Origin of the sequence: Gilliamella mensalis (genome assembly GCF_900103085.1) — a bacterium.
Classification (GTDB): Bacteria; Pseudomonadota; Gammaproteobacteria; order Enterobacterales; family Orbaceae; genus Gilliamella; species Gilliamella mensalis.
Window position 1 is genome coordinate 146694 of record NZ_FMWR01000003.1, and the last position, 26450, is coordinate 173143.

General features: G+C 35.6%; 19 protein-coding genes, 3 tRNA genes and 1 pseudogene. 8 read left to right on the top strand and 15 right to left on the bottom strand.

Features of this window, described 5'->3' with window-relative positions:
* The 3 genes from BQ5209_RS02100 (at nucleotide 1) to dusC (ending at nucleotide 3124) form a co-directional block, all read left to right on the top strand.
* On the top strand, nucleotides 1-1320 hold the full coding sequence (locus BQ5209_RS02100; RefSeq protein ID WP_085246918.1) for an amidohydrolase: 1320 nt from the start codon (nucleotides 1-3) through the stop codon (nucleotides 1318-1320).
* Between the two features lie 77 nt (nucleotides 1321-1397).
* The gene (locus BQ5209_RS02105) at nucleotides 1398-2159 is read left to right on the top strand and encodes a molybdopterin-synthase adenylyltransferase MoeB (RefSeq protein WP_085246919.1); all 762 of its coding nucleotides are present in this window, start codon (nucleotides 1398-1400) and stop codon (nucleotides 2157-2159) included.
* Between the two features lie 8 nt (nucleotides 2160-2167).
* Nucleotides 2168-3124: a tRNA dihydrouridine(16) synthase DusC gene (gene dusC / locus BQ5209_RS02110; RefSeq protein ID WP_085246920.1), complete on the top strand. Its 957-nt coding sequence runs from the start codon at nucleotides 2168-2170 to the stop codon at nucleotides 3122-3124.
* A 392-nt stretch (nucleotides 3125-3516) separates the two neighbouring features.
* Here the strand turns inward: dusC and murJ are convergent, their stop codons facing one another.
* The 4 genes from murJ to BQ5209_RS02130 all read right to left on the bottom strand — a co-directional run bounded on the left by murJ (nucleotide 3517) and on the right by BQ5209_RS02130 (nucleotide 10124).
* Nucleotides 3517-5055 (bottom strand): murein biosynthesis integral membrane protein MurJ, encoded by a 1539-nt coding sequence (murJ, locus tag BQ5209_RS02115; RefSeq protein ID WP_085246946.1) that lies wholly within the window; start codon nucleotides 5053-5055, stop codon nucleotides 3517-3519.
* A gap of 141 nt (nucleotides 5056-5196) precedes the next feature.
* Complete coding sequence (locus BQ5209_RS02120) at nucleotides 5197-6552, bottom strand: citrate synthase (RefSeq protein ID WP_085246921.1); 1356 nt, start codon at nucleotides 6550-6552, stop codon at nucleotides 5197-5199.
* An 18-nt stretch (nucleotides 6553-6570) separates the two neighbouring features.
* On the bottom strand, nucleotides 6571-7833 hold the full coding sequence (icd, locus tag BQ5209_RS02125) for an NADP-dependent isocitrate dehydrogenase (protein ID WP_085246922.1): 1263 nt from the start codon (nucleotides 7831-7833) through the stop codon (nucleotides 6571-6573).
* A 26-nt stretch (nucleotides 7834-7859) separates the two neighbouring features.
* Complete coding sequence (locus BQ5209_RS02130; RefSeq protein ID WP_085246923.1) at nucleotides 7860-10124, bottom strand: aconitate hydratase; 2265 nt, start codon at nucleotides 10122-10124, stop codon at nucleotides 7860-7862.
* A gap of 397 nt (nucleotides 10125-10521) precedes the next feature.
* Here BQ5209_RS02130 and BQ5209_RS02135 point away from each other — a divergent pair, with 397 nt between their 5' ends.
* Both BQ5209_RS02135 and pepT read left to right on the top strand, forming a co-directional pair.
* Nucleotides 10522-12081, top strand: a complete 1560-nt coding sequence (locus BQ5209_RS02135) for an AbgT family transporter (protein ID WP_085246924.1) — start codon at nucleotides 10522-10524, stop codon at nucleotides 12079-12081.
* A gap of 23 nt (nucleotides 12082-12104) precedes the next feature.
* On the top strand, nucleotides 12105-13337 hold the full coding sequence (gene pepT / locus BQ5209_RS02140; protein WP_085246947.1) for a peptidase T: 1233 nt from the start codon (nucleotides 12105-12107) through the stop codon (nucleotides 13335-13337).
* A gap of 134 nt (nucleotides 13338-13471) precedes the next feature.
* On the opposite strand, the gene BQ5209_RS02145 is transcribed toward pepT, so the two are convergent.
* The 8 genes and pseudogenes from BQ5209_RS02145 to znuA form a co-directional block, all read right to left on the bottom strand.
* Nucleotides 13472-13547: transfer RNA gene (locus BQ5209_RS02145), tRNA-Lys, on the bottom strand.
* A gap of 132 nt (nucleotides 13548-13679) precedes the next feature.
* Nucleotides 13680-14417, bottom strand: coding sequence for a tol-pal system protein YbgF (gene ybgF / locus BQ5209_RS02150; RefSeq protein WP_085246925.1), 738 nt, complete (start codon nucleotides 14415-14417; stop codon nucleotides 13680-13682).
* A 69-nt stretch (nucleotides 14418-14486) separates the two neighbouring features.
* Entirely contained in the window at nucleotides 14487-14966 is a 480-nt protein-coding gene (gene pal / locus BQ5209_RS02155) for a peptidoglycan-associated lipoprotein Pal (protein WP_085246926.1), read from the bottom strand.
* A gap of 160 nt (nucleotides 14967-15126) precedes the next feature.
* Entirely contained in the window at nucleotides 15127-16422 is a 1296-nt protein-coding gene (gene tolB / locus BQ5209_RS02160; protein ID WP_085246948.1) for a Tol-Pal system beta propeller repeat protein TolB, read from the bottom strand.
* A gap of 415 nt (nucleotides 16423-16837) precedes the next feature.
* The gene (mutM, locus tag BQ5209_RS02165; protein ID WP_085246927.1) at nucleotides 16838-17647 is read right to left on the bottom strand and encodes a bifunctional DNA-formamidopyrimidine glycosylase/DNA-(apurinic or apyrimidinic site) lyase; all 810 of its coding nucleotides are present in this window, start codon (nucleotides 17645-17647) and stop codon (nucleotides 16838-16840) included.
* A gap of 11 nt (nucleotides 17648-17658) precedes the next feature.
* A pseudogene (mrcB, locus tag BQ5209_RS02170) lies at nucleotides 17659-19947 on the bottom strand (bifunctional glycosyl transferase/transpeptidase); the annotation flags it as partial.
* Between the two features lie 171 nt (nucleotides 19948-20118).
* Nucleotides 20119-21468, bottom strand: coding sequence for a murein DD-endopeptidase MepM (gene mepM / locus BQ5209_RS02175; protein ID WP_085246929.1), 1350 nt, complete (start codon nucleotides 21466-21468; stop codon nucleotides 20119-20121).
* Between the two features lie 28 nt (nucleotides 21469-21496).
* Entirely contained in the window at nucleotides 21497-22438 is a 942-nt protein-coding gene (znuA, locus tag BQ5209_RS02180; protein WP_085246949.1) for a zinc ABC transporter substrate-binding protein ZnuA, read from the bottom strand.
* Nucleotides 22439-22542: 104 nt separating this feature from the next.
* Between znuA and znuC the strand changes: the two genes are divergently transcribed.
* The 3 genes from znuC to BQ5209_RS02195 all read left to right on the top strand — a co-directional run bounded on the left by znuC (nucleotide 22543) and on the right by BQ5209_RS02195 (nucleotide 25765).
* The gene (gene znuC / locus BQ5209_RS02185; protein ID WP_085246930.1) at nucleotides 22543-23325 is read left to right on the top strand and encodes a zinc ABC transporter ATP-binding protein ZnuC; all 783 of its coding nucleotides are present in this window, start codon (nucleotides 22543-22545) and stop codon (nucleotides 23323-23325) included.
* Nucleotides 23318-24118, top strand: coding sequence for a zinc ABC transporter permease subunit ZnuB (gene znuB, locus BQ5209_RS02190; protein WP_085246931.1), 801 nt, complete (start codon nucleotides 23318-23320; stop codon nucleotides 24116-24118). Before znuC ends, znuB begins: the two co-directional genes overlap by 8 nt.
* A 123-nt stretch (nucleotides 24119-24241) precedes the next feature.
* Complete coding sequence (locus BQ5209_RS02195) at nucleotides 24242-25765, top strand: YifB family Mg chelatase-like AAA ATPase (protein ID WP_085246932.1); 1524 nt, start codon at nucleotides 24242-24244, stop codon at nucleotides 25763-25765.
* Between the two features lie 5 nt (nucleotides 25766-25770).
* Here BQ5209_RS02195 and BQ5209_RS02200 read toward each other — a convergent pair whose 3' ends face one another.
* The 3 genes from BQ5209_RS02200 to BQ5209_RS02210 all read right to left on the bottom strand — a co-directional run bounded on the left by BQ5209_RS02200 (nucleotide 25771) and on the right by BQ5209_RS02210 (nucleotide 26405).
* On the bottom strand, nucleotides 25771-26109 hold the full coding sequence (locus tag BQ5209_RS02200; RefSeq protein ID WP_085246933.1) for a MaoP family protein: 339 nt from the start codon (nucleotides 26107-26109) through the stop codon (nucleotides 25771-25773).
* A gap of 134 nt (nucleotides 26110-26243) precedes the next feature.
* Nucleotides 26244-26319 (bottom strand) — tRNA-Trp (locus BQ5209_RS02205).
* 9 nt (nucleotides 26320-26328) lie between these two features.
* Nucleotides 26329-26405, bottom strand: a tRNA-Asp gene (locus BQ5209_RS02210).
* Nucleotides 26406-26450: the final 45 nt, after the last annotated feature.

The following is a 26450-nucleotide window of genomic DNA, read 5'->3' on the forward strand; positions in this document are numbered from 1 at the left end:
ATGACAAAAGAAGAACTTAAAAAAAAGGTTTGTAACGCAATAACAAACCGTAAAGCTGACATCAAAGCGATTGCTCAGTCAATTTGGGCAGAACCTGAACTTGGTTATAAAGAACACAAGACGGCTAAAAAAGTCGAAGAAGCCTTTGAAAAATTGGGTGTACCATTTAAAAATAAATTAGCTCTAACTGGCGTAAAAGGTCGCTTAAAAGGCGGAAAAGGTAGTAAGTACAGCATTGCTGTTATTGGCGAGCTTGATGCCATTATTTGTGCTGATCACCCTGCTGCTGACGAAACATCTGGTGCTGCGCACTGTTGTGGGCATAATGCGCAAATTGCCAATATGATGGCAGTTACGATGGGATTAATTGATGCAGGAGCTATGCAATTTTTAGCGGGCGATGTCGTACCTTTTGCGGTGCCTGCTGAAGAATATGTTGAAATCACTTATCGAAATCGCTTAATTGAAGAAGGTAAAATCAAATATATTGGTGGCAAACCAGAGCTAATTTCGCGGGGTGAATTTGATGATGTTGATATGGCACTGCAAATACACTTAACTAGCGTACCCAATGACCGACAAGATGGTTTTATCGAAATATCAACTACCAGTAATGGTTTTATCGGTAAATTGATTAAATATAAAGGCGAAGCGTCACACGCGGCTGCTGCACCACATGCAGGTGTCAATGCCTTAAATGCAGCGATGATGGGAATGATGGGTGTACACGCGATTCGCGAAACATTTCAAGAAAAAGACTATATTCGATTCCATCCGATTATTACCCAAGGTGGTGATTTAGTTAATGTAGTTCCAAGCGATGTAAGAATGGAAAGTTATGTACGAGCTGGCAATGTGCCTGCCATGATTGATGCCAATGAACGAATTAATCAAGCGTTAAAAGCAGGTGCTATGGCAGTTGGTGCCACCTGTGAAATTAAGGACTTGCCTGGCTATTTACCATTAAATAACAATCCAACGCTTAACGAGCTTTTAAAACATAATGCCGAAACGTTAATTGGTGAAGAAAATGTTTCAGTTGCCCCTCATATGACAGGAAGCACCGATACTGGCGATCTATCCCACATTATGCCTGTTAGCCACCCATGGATTGGTTCGGTTCGGGGTGTTTTACACGGTAAAGATTATACCGTATTTGATGAAGAGATGGCTTATATCCGTCCTGCGCAAATGATGGCCTGTACAATTATCGATTTACTTTATGACGATGCCAAAGCTGCACAAACGCTGATGTCAGAATATAAGCCACTTATGACCAAAGAAGAATATTTAACATTCCTATCTGGCTTTGACAAATAATCTTAATCGCTTGGCACATTGTTGTGCCAAGTTTCTGTTATAATGCTTTTTCATAATTAACCCAATAATCATCCACTATGCAAGAACTGACTGATCAAGAACTGTTTCGTTATGATAGACAAATCACATTGCGTGGTTTTGATATTGATAAACAACAAATATTGAAAAACAGTTCAGCACTGATCGTCGGTTTAGGCGGACTTGGCTGTGCGGCATCACTCTATTTGGCTGCATCAGGTTTAGGCAAATTAACGTTAGTTGATTTTGACACCATATCAAAATCCAACTTAAATCGACAAATTTTATATACCGAAACAGCCATCAATCAATACAAAGTCGAGGTCGCAAAAAAAGCCTTAACCAATATTAATGCCAATACGTTAATTGAAACAGTGCATCAGCAACTTGACGATGACAAGCTCATTTCGCTTATCAAACAGCATAATATTGTCATCGACTGTACTGATAACTTAGTGACACGAGAGCAAATTAACCGTTGTTGTTTTCATGTAAAAAGACCGCTAGTTTCTGGTGCAGCTATCCGTATGGAGGGGTTATTAAGCGTATTTACTTATCAGCCTAATGAGCCTTGTTATCACTGTTTGAGCCGCTTATTTGGTCAAGATCAACTCACATGTGTTGAAGCAGGTGTCATGGCGCCGCTTGTTGGCATGTTTGGCACCATGCAAGCCTTAGAAGCCATCAAAGTGCTAACCCAATATGGAAAACCATTAATTGGTCGTGTACTAATGATTGATACAATGACAATGGAATTTAACCAAGTTAAATTTACCAAACAACTTAACTGTCGCATTTGTGGAAACAGTCATATTAATTAGGTTTCGCAATGAAAATTAATCGCATTATTTTAGCGCCCATGGAGGGTGTGCTTGATTATCAAGTCAGACAACTTTTAACTGAAATTAACCAATTTGATTATTGTGTGACTGAATTTATTAGAGTAACCCATCATAAATTATCTAATCGGACCTTTTATCGCCTATGTCCTGAGCTTTACCATAACGGAAAAACTAAATCTGGCACGCCAGTTCGAGTGCAAATCCTTGGCCAGTCTCCAGAGTGGATGGCAGAAAATGCCGTTAAAGCCATTGAATTAGGCTCTTATGGTATCGATATCAATTTTGGTTGCCCTGCCAAAACGGTCGTTGGTAGTCACGGAGGCGCTTATTTATTACAATATCCCGAGCAGATATTTAATATTGTCAGCCAAGTAAGGCAAGCAATTGGGGCAACGCATAGATTATCAGTCAAAATTCGCTTAGGATGGGATAATAAATCACATTGCCATGACATCGCCAGCGCGATTGAACTTGCCGGTGCCAATGAAATTGCCATTCATGGTCGAACCAAAGAAGACGGCTATAAAGCCGAAAAAATAGATTGGCAAACAATAGGTCAAATCAAGCAATTTCTAAATATTCCCGTTATTGCTAATGGTGAAATTTTTTCTATTGAGGATGCACAAAATTGCATAAACCAAAGCCAAACTAACGACATTATGCTGGGCCGTGGTATTTTAACAATTCCTAACTTAGCCAATATGATTCGAACTGAACAATCACCATTCAATTGGCAACAAGTAATGGAAATATTGATCCACTATGCAACATCCTCCATTGATGACGTTAAACCGCTTTATCATTCTGCACGCATCAAACAGTGGCTTGCTTACTTAAAACAGCACTATGTTCAAGCAGCAGAAGTTCTACAAAATATTCGAATACTCAAGTCACAGCAAGATATCTGTGATTTTTTAGCGAGTGGCGACAAATATAATACTTAAAGGTCGAAAGTATTTATCCAACGAATAATGTCCATAAATACAATCAAGCAAACATAGGGGGAATATCATCCAATATTAGGGTTAATCATTAATAGTTATATATTGCTGTTGTGTTGGTAAGTATGCCATCAAAAAAAATCCAAGTAAATTATTGATTTTATTTGATTTTTACAAATACATAATAAATCGATTTATTATATAATTTGGTAACAGCATTCACTGTTACCTTTAAAGAGCCAATACTCAAAATATAAAATGTGCTCACCAGTCATGGAGAAAAGTAAAAAGATATTTTATTCAGCCAATTTTCCTATTAATTTTATATTAAAACATACCTGTTATGTGACTCTTTTTTACAAATTTCAATTGTTCTCTATCAGCTTTTTTTAGTGTTAATCAATTCGTTTAATAAAGTGTTTGATCTTAAATCCCATAGCAATCAACGACGCAAAATAGACAACGATTCCAACAATTACCAATGCAAATAATCGCCCAATACGAACCAACATTGAGCCGGTTGACCAGTCAGGTAATAAGTGTGAACCAGACCATAATGCCGCAGACATTAAAATTACCGCTATGATGATTTTGATTAAAAATCCATACCAACCGGATTGCGGTTGATAAAGTTGTTTTTTACGTAATTGCCAATACAATAATCCAGCATTAAAGCAAGCGGCTAAACCAATGGATAGTGAAAGGCCTGCATGCTGTAATGGCCCAATAAAAACGAGATTCATTAGCTGTGTTAAAATTAACGTGACAATTGCAATTTTGACGGGGGTTTTAATGTCCTGACGCGAATAAAATGCGGGTGCTAACACTTTAATTAAAATCAATCCAAGTAGACCGATAGAATAAGCCACTAAGGCTCGCTGTGTCATCAATGTATCATTTAAGGTAAATTGGCCATATTCAAATAAAGTTGATATAAGCGGTCGAGAAATAACACCTAATGCAATCGTGCTTGGTAAAGCCAATAAAAAGCAGAGGCGCAATCCCCAATCTAACAACTCTGAATATTGTTTATGATCGCCTTTAGAAAAGCTTTTAGCTAACGAAGGCAATAAAATGGTGCCTAATGCCACACCAAGTACACCGGCGGGAAATTCCATTAATCGATCCGCATAATACATCCACGAAACCGAGCCAGAAACAAGAAATGATGCAAAAATCGTATTAATAATTAATGATATTTGCCCAACAGATACCCCTAAAATTGCTGGTCCCATCTGTTTTAAAACCCGCCAAACACCACTATCTTTAAAATTAAGACGAGGTAGCACCAGCATGCCAATCTTTTTTAAATAAGGCAGCTGATAGAGTAATTGTAAAATTCCACCGACACCAACCGATACGGCAAGCGCTAATACCGGAGGGTTAAAGTAAGGTGTTAAAAATAGCGTGAATATAATCATACTCACATTAAGTAGTGTTGGCACAAAAGCGGGAACAGAGAAACGATTCCATGTGTTGAGTATAGCGCCAACAAGTGAAGCCAGTGATATAAAAAAGATATAAGGAAAGGTTATACGCAACATGGTCGTTGCAAGTTCAAATTTTTCGGTTGACTCTTGCATAAATCCTGGTGCAGTTAACATAATGACAAAAGGTGCGCTGACAACGCCAATTAAGGTAACAATAGCTAATACTAGCGTTAATAAACCTGCAATATAAGCAACAAAGGTACGCGTTGCTTCAATCCCTTGCTGATTTTTATATTCAGCTAAAATAGGCACAAAGGCTTGCGAAAAAGCACCTTCCGCAAAAATACGCCGCAGCAAATTAGGGAGTTTAAAGGCTACAAAAAAAGCGTCAGTTGCCATACCAGCGCCAAAAAACCGCGCAATAACGGCATCACGAACAAAACCTAATACGCGCGATACCATCGTCATTGAACTTACAGTGGCTAAAGATTTTAAAAGATTCATATCTAATTTATATAAAAAGTATACAGCTGAAAACTGATAAGGAAGCATAGTCTACAAACTATTACTTTAAATCACCACGCTTTTTTCAATAAATAATGGTTTTTATTCATGCCGCCAGCATAATACTGACGGATGATAAGTTTAACGATCTTTTAATGGAATAAACGGCATGAATTGCCCAATATTTTTATAAGCAGGGCGAATAATTCGGCGATCATCAAAATTAAGCTCTTCAATTCGATGAGCACACCAACCAACAATACGTGACATTGCAAATAATGGCGTATAAACCTCTCGAGGCAAGCCAATCATGTCATAAACAAAGCCAGAATAGAAATCGACATTGGCGCAAACTTGTTTTTTTGTTCTGGCATTTTTTCGATTCAAAATAGCATGGATAGCGCGTTCTTCAAGCAAATTTAAAAAATTATACTCTTCTTCTCGCCCTTTTTCTTTGGCTAGTTCATACGCCATTTCTTTGAGTAACACAGCTCTTGGATCTGATACTGTATAAACCGCATGCCCAATACCATAAATTAGACCCTTTCTATCAAATACATCTTTATTTAAAATACGTTGTAAATAAGCATCAATTTCATTTACATCACTCCAATTTTTAATTTCTTTAGCTAGGTGCTTAAGCATTTTACCCACTTGTAAATTAGCACCACCGTGTAATGGACCTTTTAACGATCCAATACCTGCCGCAATTGATGAGTAAGTATCAGTGCCTGTAGAACTAGTCACTCGTACCGTAAATGTTGAATTATTTCCGCCGCCGTGTTCTGCATGGATAATCATAGCCAAATCAAGCACTCGCACATCAAGTTCAGTATATCCTTCAGATCCTTTCATCATGTATAAAAAGTTTTCAGCAATGGAAAAATCCTCATTTGGGTGGCGGATATGTAATGATTTGCCTTTAGCGCTGTGACTTAACATATTATAAGCATAGGCAATAATGGCAGGAAATTTTGCAATGAGGTCTATGGATTGCCGCATTAAATTATCACGAGACGTATCATCTGCTTTAGAATCATAAGTATACATTTCAAGCACTGTTCTTGCTAAAATATTCATCACGTCATGACCTTCAAGTTCCATGATAGCAATCTTAGTTTGCTTTTCCAGTGCCATTGATTCACAAAGTAATCGTGAAAAATCGTATAACTCTTCTTTATCTGGTAAAGAACCTGATAATAGTAGATAGATCGTTTCTTCAAATCCTGTTCGTTGCTCTTTTTGTGCATTATGTACAAGATCTTCAATATCAATGCCTCGATATAATAATTTTCCTGGAATAGGTTTTAATGAACCACCTTCTAAATGTTCATAACCTAGCACATCTCCAATTTTGGTTAAACCAACTAATACGCCAGTGTGATCAGCGTTACGTAACCCACGTTTTACATTAAAATTTTCAAATAATTGTGATTCAATTTTACTAGTGTTTTTTATCGTTTCTGATAATTTATAAACTAAAAATTTTTCTTTCATTTATTATTTCCTCTTGTGTTATAAATTATCGATTACTGCTTGAGTAAATTCAGTCGTAGATAACGATTGTCCATTTTGCATAAAACGAGCTAAATCGGTTGTTGCCTTACCTTCTTGAAATAAGCTTTGCATTGCATGGGTAATTAATTGCCCAACTTCATACCAACCAAGATAATCAAACATCATCACACCAGATAGCAATAATGATGATGGATTTGCTTGATTTTGTCCTGCAATATCAGGCGCAGTGCCATGTGTTGCTTCAAAAATAGCATGACCTGTCAGATAGTTAATATTTGCGCCAGGTGCAATACCAATGCCTCCGACCATCGCAGCAAGTTGATCTGAAACATAATCACCATTAAGGTTTAATGTTGCAACAACAGAATAATCTTCTGGTTTTAACAAAGTGTTTTGTAAAAATGCATCACAAATCACATCTTTAATAATTAATTTTGACGAAGATTGAGCATTCTTTAATGCTTGTTCTGCCGCTAATGTGCCAGCCGTTTTTTGGATTTTTGCATATTGATTCATAGTAAAAACAGCATCAGCAAATTCTTTCTCTGCTAGTGCATATCCCCACTGTTTAAATCCCCCTTCAGTAAACTTCATAATATTACCTTTATGTACTAAGGTAACAGAGGGTAATTTATGGTGGAGAGCATATTTAATTGCAGCTCTAATTAAACGTTCTGATCCTTCAATTGAAACAGGTTTGACACCAAATGACGAAGTTTTAGGAAAACGAACTTTACTAACGCCCATTTGTTGTGATAAAAATTGATAAAATTTTTCAGCTTCCTGTGTACCTTGTAGCCATTCAATACCAGCATAAATATCTTCAGTATTTTCTCTGAAAATAGTCATGCTCACTTTTTCGGGATGTTTTATTGGTGATTCAACCCCTTTGAACCAACGAACAGGACGCAGACATACATAAAGATCTAACTCTTGGCGAAGAGCAACATTGAGTGAACGAATCCCGTCCCCCACTGGCGTAGTTAAAGGGCCTTTGATACCAATAAGATATTGTTTAAAAGCATTCATGGTTTCTTTGGGTAACCATTCACCATTCAAGTTGAATGACTTTTCACCAGCAAGTACTTCTTGCCATTTAATGCTACGTTTATCTTGATAAGCTTTTTCAATCGCTTTATCAAAAATTGTTCGAGCAGCATTCCAAATCTCTTTACCCACACCATCACCTTCAATAAAAGGAATAGTTGGATGATTTGGGACAATTAATTGTCCATTTTCAATTGAAACTTGCTGATTCATATTATATCTTCCCCCTCTTTTTTCAGTTAGTTAAATCCTTCCTTCAACTTATTTAAAGCACTACCTGCTTTAAACCATTCTATTTGAGATTGGTTATAAGTGTGTGCAACAGCAAAAGAGTCCGTGCTTCCATCTTGATGATGAAGTATCAGTGTCAGCTCTTTATCTGGTGCAAAATCGACTAACCCAATAATGCTAATTTTGTCATCCTCACGAATTTTGTCATAATCGTCTTTATTAACAAATGTTAAAGCTAACATTCCTTGTTTTTTAAGGTTCGTTTCATGTATTCGTGCAAATGATTTAACCACAATGGCTTTAACATTTAAAAAGCGAGGCTCCATTGCAGCATGCTCCCGTGATGAGCCTTCACCATAATTTTCTTCAGCTACAACAATTGAGCCTAGTCCTTGAGCTTTTAACTGACGAGCTAATATGGGTACTTCAACATAATTACCTGTTTGCGGATCTAAAACTGAGTTGGTTTTTTGATTAAAGGCATTAACTGCGCCAATTAACATATTATTAGAAATATTATCTAGATGTCCTCGAAATTTTAGCCATTTACCCGCCATTGAAATATGATCGGTAGTACATTTACCCGTTGCTTTAATGAGTAAGGGTTGCGAAGTAATGTCTTTTCCATCCCAAGGTAAAAAAGGTGAAAGTTGTTGTAGCCGCTCTGAGTGACTTGAAATATGAACTTCAACCGCACTGCCATTGGCAATTGGTGCTATATAACCAGCATCATCAACAACAAACCCTTGCTTAGGCAACTCGTCCCCTATTGGTTCAGATAGTTTCACTTTCTGACCTTTATCATTGATTAAACTATCAGTGAGTGGATTAAAGCTAAGTTTACCTGCAATTGATAATGCAGCTACAATTTCAGGAGAGCATATAAATGCATAAGTATTTGGACTACCATCATTACGTTTAACAAAGTTACGATTAAAAGATGTCACAATCGAATTTTTATGTTCATCAGCTACTTCATCACGGCGCCATTGCCCAATACAAGGTCCGCAAGCATTAGCCATAATAGCTGCACCGGCTTGCTCAAAGCGACTTAAAATGCCATCTTCCGTTGAGGTGTATTTCACTTGCTTTGAGCCAGGGTTAATGATTAATTTTGCTTTTACCTTTAGTCCTAATTGATTTGCATTATCAATCACAGAAGCCGCACGCATCAAGTCCTGATAAGAAGAGTTCGTACATGAACCAATCAAGCCTACCTCCATGTTATCTGGGTAATTATGTTCTTTGACAGCAGTAGCAAGTTGTGAAATAGGATAAGCTAAATCAGGTGTAAAAGGCCCATTAACATAAGGCTCCAATTCAGATAGATTAATTTCTATTACTTGATCATAGTATGTTTCTGGTTGTACTAAAACAGCCTCATCAGGATTGAAACAATCCGTTAACATATTTGCTAAATCAACCACTTCTTGACGCCCTGTCATCGTTAAATAATCAGCCGACTTTTTACTATAAGGGAATATTGATGTTGTTGCTCCGACTTCGGCCCCCATATTACAGATAGTTGCTTTTCCTGTTGCTGATAAAGTTGAAGTCCCTTCACCAAAATATTCAATCACTGAATTGGTGCCACCTTTAACTGTTAAAATGCCTGCTAGTTTTAAAATAATATCTTTTGGTGATACCCAACCTGATAGATTACCAATCAATTTTACGCCAATGATTTTTGGCATTTTCAATTCCCAAGGCATACCAGCCATAACATCAACGGCATCTGCACCACCAACCCCTATTGCGAGCATTGAAAGTCCACCAGCATTTGGCGTATGAGAATCAGTGCCGATCATCATACCTCCAGGAAATGCATAATTTTCAAGCACGACTTGATGAATAATACCTGCATCGGGCTTCCAAAACCCAATACCATATTTATTCGATACATCACGTAGAAATTGATAAACTTCTTGATTATGACTTTCTGCAACAATTAAATCATCATGAGCATTTTTATAGGCTTGAATAAGGTGATCACAATGCACTGTTGAGGGCACAGCAACGCTTTTACGACCTGAGTTCATTAGCTGTAAAAGCGCCATTTGAGCAGTTGCATCTTGCATAGCAACGCGATCGGGTGAAAAATTAACATAGTCCTCCCCCCGTTTATAAGCCTTAATCTCTTCACCTTCTGCTAGATGTGCATAAAGGATTTTTTCCGTCAAGGTTAACGGTTTTCCAATTTTTTGGCGGATCAGATCAATCTTTTGTGGATAACTTTGGTAAATTCGTTTAATTAAATCAATATCAAAAACCATAATTAAGCTCCTATTGCATATATTATCCTTTTAGATTTCACTTAAAATTAAAATGAATATTTATTCTCTTTTTATGAATTAATATTCACTACAATATACTAATAATTTTTTTATGCAATCTTGTATTAAAATCTTTTATGAAGCGCGCTTTTTGATAATTAATTAAAATTATGTAGGACAAGTACGATCGATAGTGTGATTTTTACACTATCGAAATATTAAATATTATGCACATTAACGAAAATTCAAAATTACGTGATCATATAAATAAAAATAATATAAAAAAGTTGCAAGTTAAGTGACAATCTGAACAAAACAATAGCTAAAAGCCATGTTTGCCTGCATGATCGATCTATGCTACATTGTTTTTCCGAACAATATTTAAGCTAATTTTATTATGAATCAAACAACTAATCCGTCACCAATAAGAACGGGTGGCTTTCTAAATACTATTGAACGAATTGGAAATAAGATCCCCGATGTAACCACACTGTTTTTTTATGCTTTAATCATCTGTTTTGTTGCTTCTTCATTACTCTCTTTTGTCAGCTTTAATTTTATTAATCCTGTTACGCAAGGCAAACTGGTTGTTGTCAATATGCTGGCCCCCGATCATCTTGTCACTTTTTTTACCAAGATGGTGCCAAATTTTGTCTCTTTTCCACCACTTGGCATCACAATTGTGGCAACATTAGGTATTGGTATTGCTGAAAGTAGTGGTTATATCCATGTGTTACTTAAAAAATTACTAGCTATCACCCCTAAAAAATTAGTCACACCATCGGTTATTTTTGTCAGTATGGTTTGCCATATTGCGGCTGACTCTGCTTATGTGATTTTAATGCCTGTATCAGCAATGATGTTTTATGCAATCGGGCGCCATCCACTAGCAGGGATTGCGGCTTCATTTGCAGGCTTAGCTGGGGGATTTAGTTCAAGTTATACGCCATCAATTATCGATCCAATTATGCAAGGATTTACCCAAAGTGCTGCACAAATTATCGATCCTGCTTATCAAGTCAATGTACTTTGTAACTATTTCTTGAGCTTTGGTGGTACCTTTTTTGTATTGTTAGCTTGCTGGTTTGTTACCGATAAAATCGTCGAACCTCGTTTAAATGCAACCATGCCTTTAAATAATGATTTAAAGTTAGATAATATTGCCAATTCGCCAGCGATCACACCGGTTGAGAACCGTGCATTTAAAGTCGCTTCAATTGTCTTTTTAGCAATTGCTATTGGTTTGGTTTTATTATTATTACCAGAAAACTCTTTATTACGTGCGCCTGATGGAAGTATGACAAGCAATAAAGCACCAATTATGCAAATTATTGTGCCACTATTGTTTGTATTTTTCGCCATTCCTGGTTTAATACACGGTTTTATAACCGGAGCATTTAAATCATCACGCGATATTGTCAAAGCGATGGAGAACATCACTAAATCTCTTATTCCATTTATTGTTTTTGCGTTCTTTTGTGCACAATTTCTATATGTCTTTTCTCACTCACAAATTGGAACATTAATTGCGATTGGCGGCGCGGAGTTTTTAAAAGCATTGCATCTGCCTTCAGTAGTCACAATCTTTGGAGTGATAATTATAACGAGCATGTTAAATGTGTTAATTACCTCTGCATCGTCTAAATGGGCCATATTAGCACCGATTTTTGTACCCATGCTTATGTCAGTTGGCATCTCACCAGAATTAACGCAAGCAGCTTACCGTATCAGTTCAGCAGTCAATGTCAGTACACCTATGTTTGCTTTTTATCCTTTGATTATTGCTTATTGCCAACAATACTGTAAAAACACTGGAGTGGGGACATTAAGTTCGATGATGATTCCTTATACCATTGCACTGCTTATTGCATTAACGGTCAATTTATTACTCTTTTGGTTCTTAGGTTTACCAATCGGTTTTGACAGTGGTTATGTCTATCCACCTGTAAATTATTAGTCACCATAAGGAGTCAAAGTATGATGAATATTACCGAACAATTAGTTGAGCGTTTTTTACGTTATGTAAGTATACCAAGTCAAAGTGCTCTTGGATGTGCGCATGTCCCATCAACCCCAGGGCAAACAGAATTAGCCAAATTACTCAAACAAGAGTTGATCGAACTTAATTTACAAGATGTTCACCTTGATGAGCATAGTATTGTAACAGCTAAACTACCAGGCAATAATCCAAATGCACCGAAAATTGGTTATGTTGCCCATCTTGATACGGTCGATGTTGCCTTATCAGATCAAATTAACCCACAGAGAGTGACCTTTACCGGTCAAGATATCCTGTTGAATAAAGATAAAAATATCTGGTTTAAAGTTGATGAACATCCCGAATTGAATAAGTATCTTAATGATGAATTGATTGTGACGGATGGTACAAGTGTTCTTGGGGCTGATAATAAAGCCGCCATTGCAATTGTAATGACCATGTTAGATCAATTACAACAACAAAATTGTACTCATGGCGATATTTATGTGGCATTTGTACCTGATGAAGAAGTAGGCTTAAATGGTGCTAAAAAACTTGATTTAAATCGTTTTAAACCTGATTTTGCTTATACAATCGATTGTTGTGAACTAGGTGAAGTCGTTTATGAAACTTTCAATGCTGGCTCTGCAACCATTGAGATTACAGGTGTATCGGCTCATCCAATGTCGGCAAAAAATGTTTTAATCAACCCTATCTGTGTAGCTAATGATATTATTAACTGTTTTGATAGTTTCGAAACACCTGAACATACCGAAGGTAAAGAAGGTTATTTTTGGTTTAATGATATTGTTGGCAATCAAAGTACCACAACATTAAAAATGAGTATTCGTGACTTTGATTTAACTAAATATGAAGCACGTAAAGCTTATATTCAAGAAGTTGTGAGCTTTATTAGTCGAAAATATCCAAGGGCTAAAATTAAGTGTAAAATTACTGATATTTATAGCAATATAGCTAACTATCTAGGTAATGATCGTCGCTGTATTGATTTAATTTATCAATCATTTGAGCAACTTAATATTCAGCCAAATACGATAGCTATGCGGGGAGGAACAGATGGTTCAGCACTTTCTGCTAGAGGTCTTACCACCCCAAATTACTTTACTGGTGCACATAACTTTCATTCGTGTTTTGAGTTTTTACCATTATCATCATTTCTTAAATCTTTTGAAGTAACGATGAAAATTATCGAATTAGCTGCCAAAGTTAAATAACATTAAAAAATGGGGAGATATCTCCCTTTTCTTCCTTTGAAGCATACTGATAAATGTAATAATTTACTTTGTCATGGTTCAAACGTTAAAATATTATTAGCTAAAAATGAAGTAGTGAAGATTTATGATATAAATGGTGGGTCGTGAGCGATTCGAACGCTCGACCAACGGATTAAAAGTCCGCTGCTCTACCGACTGAGCTAACGACCCATTTGATAAGAATCGCTATACTCTTAACAATCAAAGCTACAAGCGATTTCGGGTTGGTATAATACTTATAATTAGAGCACTACGCAACCCTTTTATTGTCATTTTTATTTAACAGCTGGTTATTTATACACTTTACTTTAATGATGCTAATTTTTTATTAGCAAGAGCAACTGCATTCTTATCTTTTGGATATTTATTTATCACTTGTTGGAAAACAGTTTTAGCTTTTTTAGTATCTCCTTTATCAAGTAAAATTAATCCTACTTTATAAAGGCTATCAGCAGCTTTCGGAGATGATGGAAAATCTTTTACTACAGTTGCGTAATAAAATGAGGCATCGTCTTTTCTGTTTTGTTTATATGAAAGTTGACCAAGCCAATAATTAGCATTAGCTCGGTACTTAGACTTTGGGTAGTTTTTTAGATACTTTTGAAACGCAGCAATAGTCTCATTATTTTTTGTACTGTCATTAATAAACTGCATTATAAAATTATAATCGGCTTTATCATCACCTGAAGTTGTCCATCCAGACAAATTTGAGGAAGATGCTGACGGCGTAGTATCAACAGATTGGGATAAACTATCTTGTTGTGAATCAAAACGAGTAGTTGATGAAAATCCAGAACCGTTGCCCATTTGTTGAAAAATCATTTTTTGGCGTTCAATTGTCTGATTAAGTTGATATCTTGTTTCTTCTAGCTGACCGCGTAGGGTATCGACATCCGCTTGTAAATCACTAATTTTTTGTTGGTTTTCAATCAATAATTGTCCTTGAGCCTGAACTGTACGATCTATTTCAGAACTACCTGCAGCACAACCATAACCAGCCAATGTAAGAAATAAGAACAATGTGAGTATTTTTTTATGCATATTATTAGACTCGGCGTGAACTTTAGAAAATAAAAAAACGGCTGAATAATCAGCCGTTATAAAATGCCATTAATATCCAGCATAGGTTACTATTGCGCGACGATTTTTAGCGTAAGCTTCTTCGTCATGACCTAATACAGCTGGTTTTTCTTTACCATAAGAAACAATTTCCATTTGGCTTGCAGAAACACCATTACCTTGTAGGTATGATTTTACTGCAGCAGCACGACGTTCACCTAATGCGATATTATATTCTGGAGTACCACGTTCATCGGCATGACCTTCGATAATAACTTTTACGTTATTTGCACGAATAAATACAGCGTGCGCATTTAATAATGTTTCATATTCAGATTTAACATTATATTTATCAAAATCAAAATATACTGTATTGGTTTGTTGTAATTTTTGAATTTGCTCTAAAGCTTCTTTTGATAAAGTACCATTTAAATTACCGCCGATGTTACTGCTGCTGTTAGAAGAACATGCAGTTACAGCAATTAACGGTAAAGCAACCGCAGCTACTTTAAGAAATTTAGAAAATTGCATTGTATTAACTCCTTTTTTCTAATAAATTATAACCTATATATCTAACCATCTTCAAAGTAACGCAAGTTACCACCACGAAAGATTAGAGGTATATATTATAACGACCCGATGCTTTACACAATTTTAATCATTACAATATTGCATAAATTTCAATCTCTTATTATAAATATGGCGACCATGCTGGGAATTTCACTTGTCCATCAGTTGCAGGCAACCTTGCTTTAAAATTACCGTCGGTAGATACAAGGTTCAAAATTGTACCTAATCCTTGTGATGAACTATAAATGATCATCGTACCGTTTGGTGCAATACTTGGCGTTTCATCTAAGAAAGTATCAGTTAAACGTTGATAGGTTTTTGTATCCATATCATATCGAGTAATATGTTGTTCACCATTGTTAGTTGAGATCATAGCAATAAAAGAACCATCTGGTGCTACTCGAGCATTCTGATTTTGCGTATTATCCCAAGTCACTCTCTGTGATTCACCAGTATTGATGTTGATACTATATAATTGTGGACGACCCGCTTGATCAGATGTGTAAACAATAGTTTGATTATCCGGCATCCAAGACGGTTCTGTATCATTACTACGACTAGAAGTAATTTGTGTAATTTTTTTGCTACTTAACTCCATCATATATAAATTTAAGCTTCCACCTTTAGATAAAGCAAAAGCTAATTTACTACCGTCTGGAGAAAATGCCGGAGCGCCATTATGTTGAGGAAAAGCAGCAATTGTTTGAACCGCACCACTCTCTAATGTTTTTAAAACCAATGCAGAGTGACCTCCCTCAAAAGTCACATAGGCCAACTTTTTACCATCTGGAGACCAAGTAGGAGACATTAACGGTTCTTTAGAACGGTGAACAGTGATTTGATCATAACCATCATAATCAGATACTCTTAATTCGTGCGAAAAAGGACCGGAGGTTGTTTTAACAACATAAGCAATTCGGGTTCTAAATGCACCTTTAATACCTGTTAGTGATTCAAAGATTTCATCACTAGCAGTATGCGCCGCATAACGAACCCAGCGTTTTTCAATAGAAAATTGGTTTTGTGCCAGAACGGTACCAGGACGGTTGACTGTATCAACTAATTGATAATTTATAAGGTATTTTCCGGATGCATCGGGTTGAATTGAACCAACTACAACAGCTGAAACACCAAGATTGTTCCATACAGAAGGGGTCACCTCTGAAGCAGTGGTCGGTTTTTGAGGCATTTGATTAACATCAATAGGATTGAACTTACCGCTATTACGTAAATCAGAAGCAATTATATCTTCAATGATTTGTGGTGGCTCTCCACCGCCAGTCCACTTAAAAGGAGTAACAGCTATAGGTTTAGCCGAATTCACGCCATCGGTAATAATAATTCTGACTTCAGAATTCGCCATCGTAGTAAACAATAAAATAAAACAAGTTGTCAAAAAGCGAGAAGCAAATTTGATCATCTTAAATTCCTTAATAAAAACAAGACACATTGAATTGAACTAAACATAAACTCATACATACCAGAAAATAAAGCATTTAAAAATTAACATACTGTCGCTAATTAACCTCATATATTAAATTCTACAAGACATAAATAATTTTACAGCGAAAAAGATAGCCGATATACGGTAACAAGTCTATAGTCTTTAAAATAAAAAATTTTCGTAATATTAATGGTTTTATTATATAAATAATCCAAGTGGTAATAAAATAATTATCCTAAATATAGCTACTTATACTAATCCTATTTAAATAAGGTTTAAAGAGTTTCATAAGATATTTTTTACCCAAGATATGGATGAGATATATTCAAGATATTAAAAAGTTTTTAGCGACTAACCAAAAGTAATAAGTTTGGCTAAATAGTTATCACTATTTTTGGCAATATTCACAATAAAAAGTATTACGCTGTCCTATTTTTTGTGATTTTATTTCTGTACCACAACTTAGGCATTGTTCACCGCCCCGCCCATAAACTTGTAGCTCCTGCGCAAAATATCCTGGTTTACCATTAGACTGAAGAAAATCTTTGAGTGTAGTTCCACCTTGTTCAATTGATTTGGTAAGAACTTGCTTAATAGAAGCAACCAATCTTTCAAATTCATTTAATTGTAAGGAGTTTACTTTACGATTAGGGTTGATTTTTGCCATAAATAACGATTCAGAAGCGTAAATATTACCGACTCCAACCACAATATGGTTATCCATAATCCAGCTTTTAATAGGAACTTGTCGATTTCTGGCTTTTTCAAACAGATATTTCGCTGAAAATTCATTACTTAAAGGCTCTGGTCCCAAATGTTGTAATTGAGATATTTCGTCTAATGAATTTGCCCAAAGCCAAGATCCAAAACGTCTAGGATCGGTATAACGTAAAATAACACCATTTTCTAAGATTAGATCAATATGATCATGTTTCTCTGCTTTTTGTGGATTTTGTAAAATACGTAAACTACCTGACATGCCTAGATGAATCACGATCCAATTATTAGATAACTGTAATAATAAATATTTTGCACGCCGTTTTATATCTACAATAACTTGCCCGTTCACATTACTTATAGCACTATCAACTGGCCAGCGTAATTTAGGCTGTCGAACAATAATTTTATCTATAATCTGTCCCTTTAAATACGGTAAAATACCTCGACGACTTGTTTCAACTTCCGGTAATTCAGGCATATTCTTCTCTCCTAATTATTCAATAGGTCTGTAACCCAAGTTGGTGCTTGCCGAGCAGGCACTGACTTATTGCCAGCACATAAACTTTGAGGATTAATCGTCCATACAGGTAAAGATCGAATACCACTTCCATCACATTGCCACTGCCCATCACTATCAATAGGTACCATAAAAATATTTTGAGGTAGAGGCAGTACTAATTTCTTTGGAGGATTATTTTGTAAATATTCGCTATAAATTTTTAAGGCGCCAGTTGCACCGGTCAATTTCATTGGGGAATGATCATCTAAACCAATCCAAATAACAGCAACATTTTTACCGTCAATCCCTGCAAACCAACTATCACGAGAATCATTACTTGTTCCAGTCTTAGCCGCTAAATTAAACGCACCATATTTAGCTTTTAATGAACGAGATGTCCCTGAATTAACCACTTGTTGCATAGCATAAGTAGTTAAATAAGCTGATTGTTGAGATACTGCCTGAAGCTGTTGTGGATAACTTTGATAAACTAGCTCACCTTTATCCGTCAATACATATCTTAAAATAGAAAGTGGAGAACGTTGACCCTTATTAGTTATCGTTTGAAACATCTGTGCGGTCTCTAATGGTGTTAATTCTAAAGCACCAAGTAGCCTTGATGGTAAATTAGGTATCCGCTCTGTGGGTACGCCCAATGCTTGTAACGTATTCTTTGTTGCATCAAGACCCAATGCCATACCTAAATTAACAGTAGGTACATTAAGTGAAAGCGCCAAGGCGTCCACTAGCATAACCCGATCGCGAAATTTACGATCATAGTTTTTCGGTTCCCAATAACCCCCACCATCAAGCTTAATTGATAAAGGATTATCATTAAGCCAAGTATTAAGTTGGTAATGATCAGGTTGTCCAAGTGCGGTTAAATAAGTTGACGGTTTAGCTAATGAACCAATAGCTCGTTGAGTTAACCAAGCTCGGTTATAACCTGGATAACGAGGTTCAGCGCTACCAATAATTGAGCGAATTTCCCCAGTTTCACGACTGACAATCACCATTGCTGTCTGTAATTCTTTATTGGTTGAAGTACGCAGTTTCTCAATCTCGTTAGTGACCGCTTGCTCCGCAGCGGATTGAGCCACAGGATCAAAGGTAGTAAAAATTTTCATACCAGACAGATGATCTGCTTTATCACCTAACTGTTTTCGAAGTTCACTACGCACAACTTGCATAAATGCTGGTTGTGGTGAAATCACCCCCCCTTTGGGTAAAACTGATAGTGAGCGCTGACTTAATAAGTTATACAACTCATTATCAATAATACCTTGCTGCTGAGCAAGTTTTAAAACCACATTACGACGTTCAATAACTTGTTTTGGCTGTGTCCAAGGATTATATAACGAAGCACCTTTTACCATACCAACTAGTACTGCTTGCTGATCCAATGTAAGTTCATTCACTGGACGACCAAAATAGTAAAGACTAGCTAATGGAAAACCATGAATCTCTTCACTACCTGCTTGTCCTAAATAAACTTCATTTAAATACAATTCTAAAATACGTTCTTTGCTATAACGAGCATCCAAAATCAATGCCATATAAGCTTCACGTATTTTTCGTCTCAAACTTCGTTCATTAGTTAAAAAAAGATTTTTGACCGTTTGCTGAGTTAAAGTACTGCCACCTTCGGTACGACCTGTTGTTAAATTAACAAAAATAGCGCGTCCTATAGAATATAGGCTTACACCATGATGATCATAAAAACGTTTGTCTTCCGTTGCAACTAATGTTTGTAACAACGAATCGGGAAACTCCTTTAATGGAACAAATAACCGTTGCTCGCCATTTGGAGAATGCATCATAGTAATTAATTTAGGATCAATTTTAAGCAATCCAAAATCACGTCCCGTCTCTAGATTAGTAATACGATCGATACGATTTTCATAAAAAGTGATTCTGACTCTAAACGCTTGCTCTTCACCATCAGGAAAAGTAAAAGGCCGACGATAAACTTCAACCGTATCATTACTTACAATAAATTCACCTGGTCGAGTCGCTTTAGTATCTTGCTGACGATATTGCGCACCAACTAACAGTGTCACTACATCATTTAAGCTATATTCACTATCGGGCTCCAGATCTATAATTTGTCCATAAACTGCAGCGGGCAACTCCCACACATTCCCATCAATCCGCTCTTTGATTTGTTGATCAAGATAGACACCATAAATAATGGTTACAGATGCAAAGACAAGAAATAACTTAAATAGTAATGTCAAAAATCTTCGACAAAGTGTAGGCTTTTTATTTTTTTTAGTCCTTTTAGAAGATCGTTTTTTGACTGTTTTAGTTGATGTTTTCAAACTGCACCTAACATTTATTATTCAATAAAATTAACTTATGATAACATAATTTCTTTAAGGAACCTCGCCCTTCTTTTTGTAAAAAAGTTTCAGGTAAGTAGGTGTTTAACTATAGAAAAATATATAAATTTAAAAATTTAGCTGTGAGCTAATACTTTTAACTTTTGATAAGAATGCTTTTTTCGACTTACCAGTTAATCCTTCCGAGATAGGCAAGCTTGCCGTTAACGGATTAACAGGCTTATTATTAATGTGTAATTCAAAGTGCAAATGAGGCCCAGTAGAACGTCCTGTATTTCCTGATAGCCCAATTTGATCGCCTTGCTTAACTTGTTGCCCTGGTTTGACTAAAATTTTATCCAAGTGCATATAAGTGGTCATATACTGACGACCATGCCTGATAGCAATATAGTTACCTGCCGAACCACTATACTTTGCAATTACCACTTCACCATTACCAACTGATAATACAGGTGTTCCACGCGATACTGCAAAATCAACACCATTATGAGGGGCTATTTGTCCTGTAACCGGGTGCAAACGACGTGGATTAAATTCAGAAGAAACACGTGCTTTTTTTGCTAAAGGATAACGGAAAAAGCTTTGGGATAAGCTATTACCGTCAATGTCATAATATGTACCATCATCAGCTAAAATAGCATAATAATCTTTGGTTCCATTTTTAACACGAACACCTAGTAACTGACTATTGGATAAACTTTTACCATGCATTTCTCGTGTTAAAACAACTGAAAATTTATCCCCAACTTGTAATCGACGAAAATCTAAACGCCACTGTAAAGCACGAGTAATAATACCAATTTCATTACTGGTCAGCCCACTTTTGCGAGCATCAGCCACAAAACTAGATTTAATGTCCCCTTTTATAACAATATTTTGTGGCACAACTTCAGCTATTTCGGAACTTTCTACAAATTCAACGCCTGATTTTTCATAGATTCGAATATTATTGCTTGATATTGTCCAACTAAAAGTTTGCAAATTATGATTATCATCAGTTGTCCAACTAATCTGTTGACCTATTCTTAAATTTGCCAGTTGTTTAAATTTAGTCGTTAACTGATAAATATCATTTCGATTAACATTATAGCGTATTAAGATATCATGCAAAGTATCACCACGCACAATAGTATATTGTACGGTATTGTCTTTATCATCAACGATGTCATCTAATTCATCTTTAACAATCTCATCTTCAGGAACATCTGATGATTCAGTAACGGTAGCTGTTTTTCCATTGACTATCTCCACTCTGCCATCATCAGCAAGGGAATTGGAGTTATTATTTACAGTAGTTTCAACCTGAGGAGTTAAAGGGACATAAACAGTGCGATCCAAATTTAGTGGACGCCATAAAATGGTAAATAAAATAACAACAAAAAGAACACCTAATATTGAAAAATAGGGAATGTTAAAATTATTTTTTTCAATATCAGGGGATTTTATTTGTCTTGCCAAAATTAACCTTAACTATTTATTACTAAAACTAATTTTTATCTAAACAATCCAACAGTTGCTGTGTTAATTTTAATAAAAATTGTGAATATGAATCTTTTGAAAGAACGATACCTGTTCCTAATGGATTTAATTCACCAATTCGAACATCTGTTCCATCCACTAATTTTTCGATAACTGCAGGGCTAAACTGTGGCTCACGAAATACGCATACTGCTTTGTGTTCTTTGAGCTCTTGTTGAATCGCATAAACCTTTTGAACACCAGGCTGAACTGCTGGATTTATAGTAAAACTTCCTAGTTTTTTTAATCCGAACTGTGTTTCAAAGTAGCCATAAGCATCATGAAACACAAAATAACCTCTATTTTGTACGGTAATTAGTTTTTTTGCAATGTTTTGTTCTGTTTCTGCAAGTTTAATGTTGAATTCGCGCAAATTTTGATCAATCAATGCACTTTTGTCTGGATATAGTGTAATAAGTCTATCATGAATTGACTGCGCAATAATCTTAGCAATTTTGGGGGAAAGCCAAATATGCTCATCATATTCACCATGCTGGTGATGATCTTGAATAGACTCATCATGAGAATGGTTATCTTCATCCTCATGGCTAGTACGAAGCAATCCTTTAATCTCTGGTATTGTCATTAATTCGATTTGCTTTTGCTTATCAATATTTTTTAGGATTGTTGGCATAAAAGCTTCCATATCTTCACCAACCCAAATCACAAGTACAGCAGCTTTAAGTTTAGCTAAATCAGATGGCTTTAAATAATAGGTGTGAGGGGATGCACCATCAGGAAGTAAAATATCAGTATCGCTCACTCCTGAAGCAATTGCTTCAGCGATAAACCCTATTGGTTTTACAGACGAAATAATTTTTGCGTTAGCATAATTAACGATACTCTGAATAAAAATTAGTAAACAAAATAACATTAAAAAAGAAGCTAATTGTTGACTATTTCGTATAATATATTTTTTCACACCATTATCCTATATTTATAAAATATGATAGAATAGAACTAATTATTGTTATAATATAACATAACATATTTATGGGCAAGGCTTTTGACAATATGACACCTCTAATTTCGCTTGATAATATTTCGGTGGAAAGTGACCATCAAAAAATATTATATGACATTTCATTAGCAATACATCTTAATCAAATCATTACATTACTTGGACCTAATGGTGCCGGTAAATCAACCTTAGTAAAAGTCATTTTGGGATTAATTCCGTATACTTCAGGAACAATCAAGCGTTCACCCAATTTAACAATTGGCTATGTGCCACAATCAATCAACTTAAATTCAACACTACCTATTACAGTTAAACGTTTTATGCGCTTAAATAAGCAATTAAATAACGAAGATATACTTAATATATTATCTATGGTAAAAGCTGAATATTTGCTCAATAAATCGATGCATCAATTATCGGGAGGTGAATTACAGCGTGTTTTACTAGCTCAAGCCTTAGCAAAGAAACCTCAATTATTGATTCTTGATGAACCAACTCAAGGCGTAGATGTCAATGGCCAAGTACTGTTATATGATTTAATTACTGATGCAAAAAATCAGTTTAATTGTGGTGTATTAATGGTATCTCATGATCTTCATTTGGTCATGGCAAAAACAGATGAAGTAATCTGTTTAAATCATCATATCTGTTGTTCTGGTACGCCAGCAATTGTTTCTAATGACCCCGAGTTTATTTCTCTTTTTGGTCAATACGGGGCATCACAAATTGCTGTTTATAAACACCATCACACTCACCAACATGATTGTTGCAAATCCCCTATTGAGCAAAATAAGGCTATTGTTTTACCTGGTTATGGAAGGAAAAATAATGATTGAGTTACTATTACCATCTTTATTAGCTGGATTATGCTTAACTAGCATAACAGGCCCTTTAGGTACTTTCGTTGTTTGGCGTAGAATGTCTTATTTTGGCGATACATTATCTCATGCCGCTTTACTTGGTATCGCATTTGGTTTTTTACTAAATATCAATTTATTTTATGCTGTCATTTTTATGACTTTGTTACTCGCTTTAGGATTAATTTGGTTAGAAGCTCAAAAACAACTTCCCATTGATACTTTACTTGGTATTTTAGCTCATAGTGCATTATCACTTGGCTTAGTAGTAATTAGTTTAATGAACAATATTCGGATTGATTTAATGGGATACTTATTTGGTGATCTGTTATCAGTAACATACTCAGATCTTTATCAAATTACTATTGGTGTAGCACTTATTGGCTCTTTACTGTGTTGGCAATGGAATAACATTTTATTCATTACTGTGAGTGAAGAATTAGCTTTTAGCCATGGTATTAATATACAGATCATAAGATTACTTTTGACGCTATTGTTAGCGTTAACAATAGGTCTATCGATGAAATTTGTCGGAGCCCTGATTATTACATCTTTGCTTATTATTCCAGCCGCAACAGCCAAATATTATTCGAAAAACCCCGAAACAATGGCATTAGTTGCAATAATAATAGGTATGTTATCAGTTATTGCTGGATTGATATTTTCATTTATTTACGACACGCCAACTGGTCCATCAATAGTATTAAGTAATACTTGTCTGTTTTTTATATCACTACTTATTTCAAAACTAATTTTAAATAAAAAGAATTGAAATCATTGCAAAATTGAATTATTTATTGCGTTTTGTATCCCATTAATAAAATGGTATTAATGGGTTGCTCGATATTTTCTAATATTATAAGAATACAAATCAACATGTTAATAATTAGAAATTATGTCACTTGCAATTATTTATACGCGAGCATCTATTGGAATACAAGCGCCCTTAATAAACGTTGAAGTTCATATTAGTAATGGCTTGCCAGGCTTTGTCTTAGTTGGCCTGCCTGAAGCAACTGTTAAAGAGGCTAAAGATCGAGTTAGAAGTGCCATTATTAATAGCGGTTTTACCTTTCCAGCTAAAAAGATAACAGTTAACTTATCTCCAGCAGATCTACCCAAAGAAGGAAGCCGCTTTGATTTACCAATAGCGATTGCTATTCTTGCTGCAACAGAACAAATTCCAACAGATAATTTATTGCATTATGAATTTTTGGGTGAATTAGCCTTGTCAGGAAATATCAGAGCGGTAAAAGGCGCTATTCCTGCTGCAATTTCTTCTAAAAAGAAAAAGCGTACCTTAATAATTTCGGCTGAAAACCAATCTGAGATATCTTTAATTAATCAAAATAATACATTGATTACTAGTAGCTTATTAGAGTTATGTCAGTATTTATCCAAAGAAATTGATTTACCAACAGTTCAATATCGTGAATATTATGATATTGATAATAATTCGGCTAATCTACAAGATATAATCGGACAGGAACATGCAAAACGAGCATTAGAAATTGCAGCTGCAGGTGGTCATAATTTATTATTAATTGGTCCTCCTGGCACAGGAAAAACGATGTTAGCAACTCGCTTAACATCTTTATTACCCCAACTGTCTGATGAAGAGGCACTTGAAAGTGCTGCAATAACTAGTTTAGTTAGTCCAAATGGCTCAATTAAAAACTGGCGCAAAAGACCTTTTAGATCTCCTCACCATAGTGCATCAACCGCTGCACTGGTTGGCGGAGGATCGATACCTAAACCGGGAGAAATTTCACTAGCACATAATGGGGTATTATTTTTAGATGAATTACCTGAATTTAATCGAAAGGTATTAGATGCTTTGAGAGAACCGATTGAATCGGGTGAAATTATCATTTCTAGAGCAAACGCAAAAATAAAATTTCCTGCAAAGTTTCAATTAATAGCTGCAATGAATCCAAGTCCAACAGGGCATTATCAAGGAACACATAATAGAACAACACCGCAACAAACAATACGCTATTTAAATCGACTTTCAGGACCGTTTCTTGATAGGTTCGATATTTCTATTGAAGTACCTTTATTACCTAAAGGTACACTGAGTCAAAATGCCACTCAATCAGAATCAACTGAAACAGTAAAACAACGAGTTTTACAGGCGAGAAAAATTCAATTTAAAAGAAACAATAAATTAAATAGTCAGTTAAGTACAAAAGAAATTCAATGCTATTGTCAGTTATCAAATGAAAATAACGAATATTTAGAGCAAGCGTTAATAAAATTAGGACTCTCTGCTAGGGCATGGCATCGAATATTGAAAGTATCACGCACAATTGCTGATTTAGATTTGTCAAAAAACATAGAACGAAAACACATTTCAGAAGCATTGAGTTATCGCTCTATGGATCGATTACTAATTCAATTACACAAAAATATCGGTTAAAAGAATTAGTCATCACTATCTACAAAATCATCAGTCACATCAACTTGTGGTTTTCCGCCTGATAATGTATGAAACCGTTTTGGTTTATTTATACGAGAAAGATACTTCAACCATGTTTTTTCAAAATCTGTAGATGGTTCTTTTTTACCTTTGCAAACAGCTACAAATGATTTTTCTTCTGCAGTAGATGGAGTTCTGGTTTCTGCATCAAGATCTTTAAAAGCACAACCATGTTTTTCTAAAATCAAAGCTTCTTTAATAGTAAAATCCCCATGGCGGGAAAATCCTCTTGGATAATTTTTATTATCAAAAAAACGTTGTTGACTTACAAAACTCTCAGCCATGTTCTATCCTCTAGATTGTAAAAGTATTCGGGCGAGAATTATAATTGACTAAGTTAATCTGTAAACAAAATTCTTTTATTTATATAGATGAAAATGGCTAAATGACTAAAATTAGAACAAATTATCATTTTTTTTGGCAGGGGCGGAGAGTCTCGAACTCCCAACACCCGGTTTTGGAGACCGGTGCTCTACCAATTGAACTACGCCCCTAAATAAAGGTGGCGGAACGGACGGGGCTCGAACCCGCGACCCCCTGCGTGACAGGCAGGTATTCTAACCAACTGAACTACCGCTCCACCGAATTTGGTATGTATATATAAAATTTAAAAGTCTGGCGGCAC

What these genes read in the sequence shown, in the direction of transcription:
- BQ5209_RS02100 (WP_085246918.1), top strand. Translation starts at nt 1, where the DNA reads ATGACAAAAGAAGAACTTAAAAAAAAGGTTTGTAACGCAATAACAAAC.
- BQ5209_RS02105 (WP_085246919.1), top strand. Translation starts at nt 1,398, where the DNA reads ATGCAAGAACTGACTGATCAAGAACTGTTTCGTTATGATAGACAAATC.
- dusC (WP_085246920.1), top strand. Translation starts at nt 2,168, where the DNA reads ATGAAAATTAATCGCATTATTTTAGCGCCCATGGAGGGTGTGCTTGAT.
- murJ (WP_085246946.1), bottom strand. Translation starts at nt 5,055, where the DNA reads ATGAATCTTTTAAAATCTTTAGCCACTGTAAGTTCAATGACGATGGTA.
- BQ5209_RS02120 (WP_085246921.1), bottom strand. Translation starts at nt 6,552, where the DNA reads ATGAAAGAAAAATTTTTAGTTTATAAATTATCAGAAACGATAAAAAAC.
- icd (WP_085246922.1), bottom strand. Translation starts at nt 7,833, where the DNA reads ATGAATCAGCAAGTTTCAATTGAAAATGGACAATTAATTGTCCCAAAT.
- BQ5209_RS02130 (WP_085246923.1), bottom strand. Translation starts at nt 10,124, where the DNA reads ATGGTTTTTGATATTGATTTAATTAAACGAATTTACCAAAGTTATCCA.
- BQ5209_RS02135 (WP_085246924.1), top strand. Translation starts at nt 10,522, where the DNA reads ATGAATCAAACAACTAATCCGTCACCAATAAGAACGGGTGGCTTTCTA.
- pepT (WP_085246947.1), top strand. Translation starts at nt 12,105, where the DNA reads ATGAATATTACCGAACAATTAGTTGAGCGTTTTTTACGTTATGTAAGT.
- ybgF (WP_085246925.1), bottom strand. Translation starts at nt 14,417, where the DNA reads ATGCATAAAAAAATACTCACATTGTTCTTATTTCTTACATTGGCTGGT.
- pal (WP_085246926.1), bottom strand. Translation starts at nt 14,966, where the DNA reads ATGCAATTTTCTAAATTTCTTAAAGTAGCTGCGGTTGCTTTACCGTTA.
- mutM (WP_085246927.1), bottom strand. Translation starts at nt 17,647, where the DNA reads ATGCCTGAATTACCGGAAGTTGAAACAAGTCGTCGAGGTATTTTACCG.
- znuC (WP_085246930.1), top strand. Translation starts at nt 22,543, where the DNA reads ATGACACCTCTAATTTCGCTTGATAATATTTCGGTGGAAAGTGACCAT.
- znuB (WP_085246931.1), top strand. Translation starts at nt 23,318, where the DNA reads ATGATTGAGTTACTATTACCATCTTTATTAGCTGGATTATGCTTAACT.
- BQ5209_RS02195 (WP_085246932.1), top strand. Translation starts at nt 24,242, where the DNA reads ATGTCACTTGCAATTATTTATACGCGAGCATCTATTGGAATACAAGCG.
- BQ5209_RS02200 (WP_085246933.1), bottom strand. Translation starts at nt 26,109, where the DNA reads ATGGCTGAGAGTTTTGTAAGTCAACAACGTTTTTTTGATAATAAAAAT.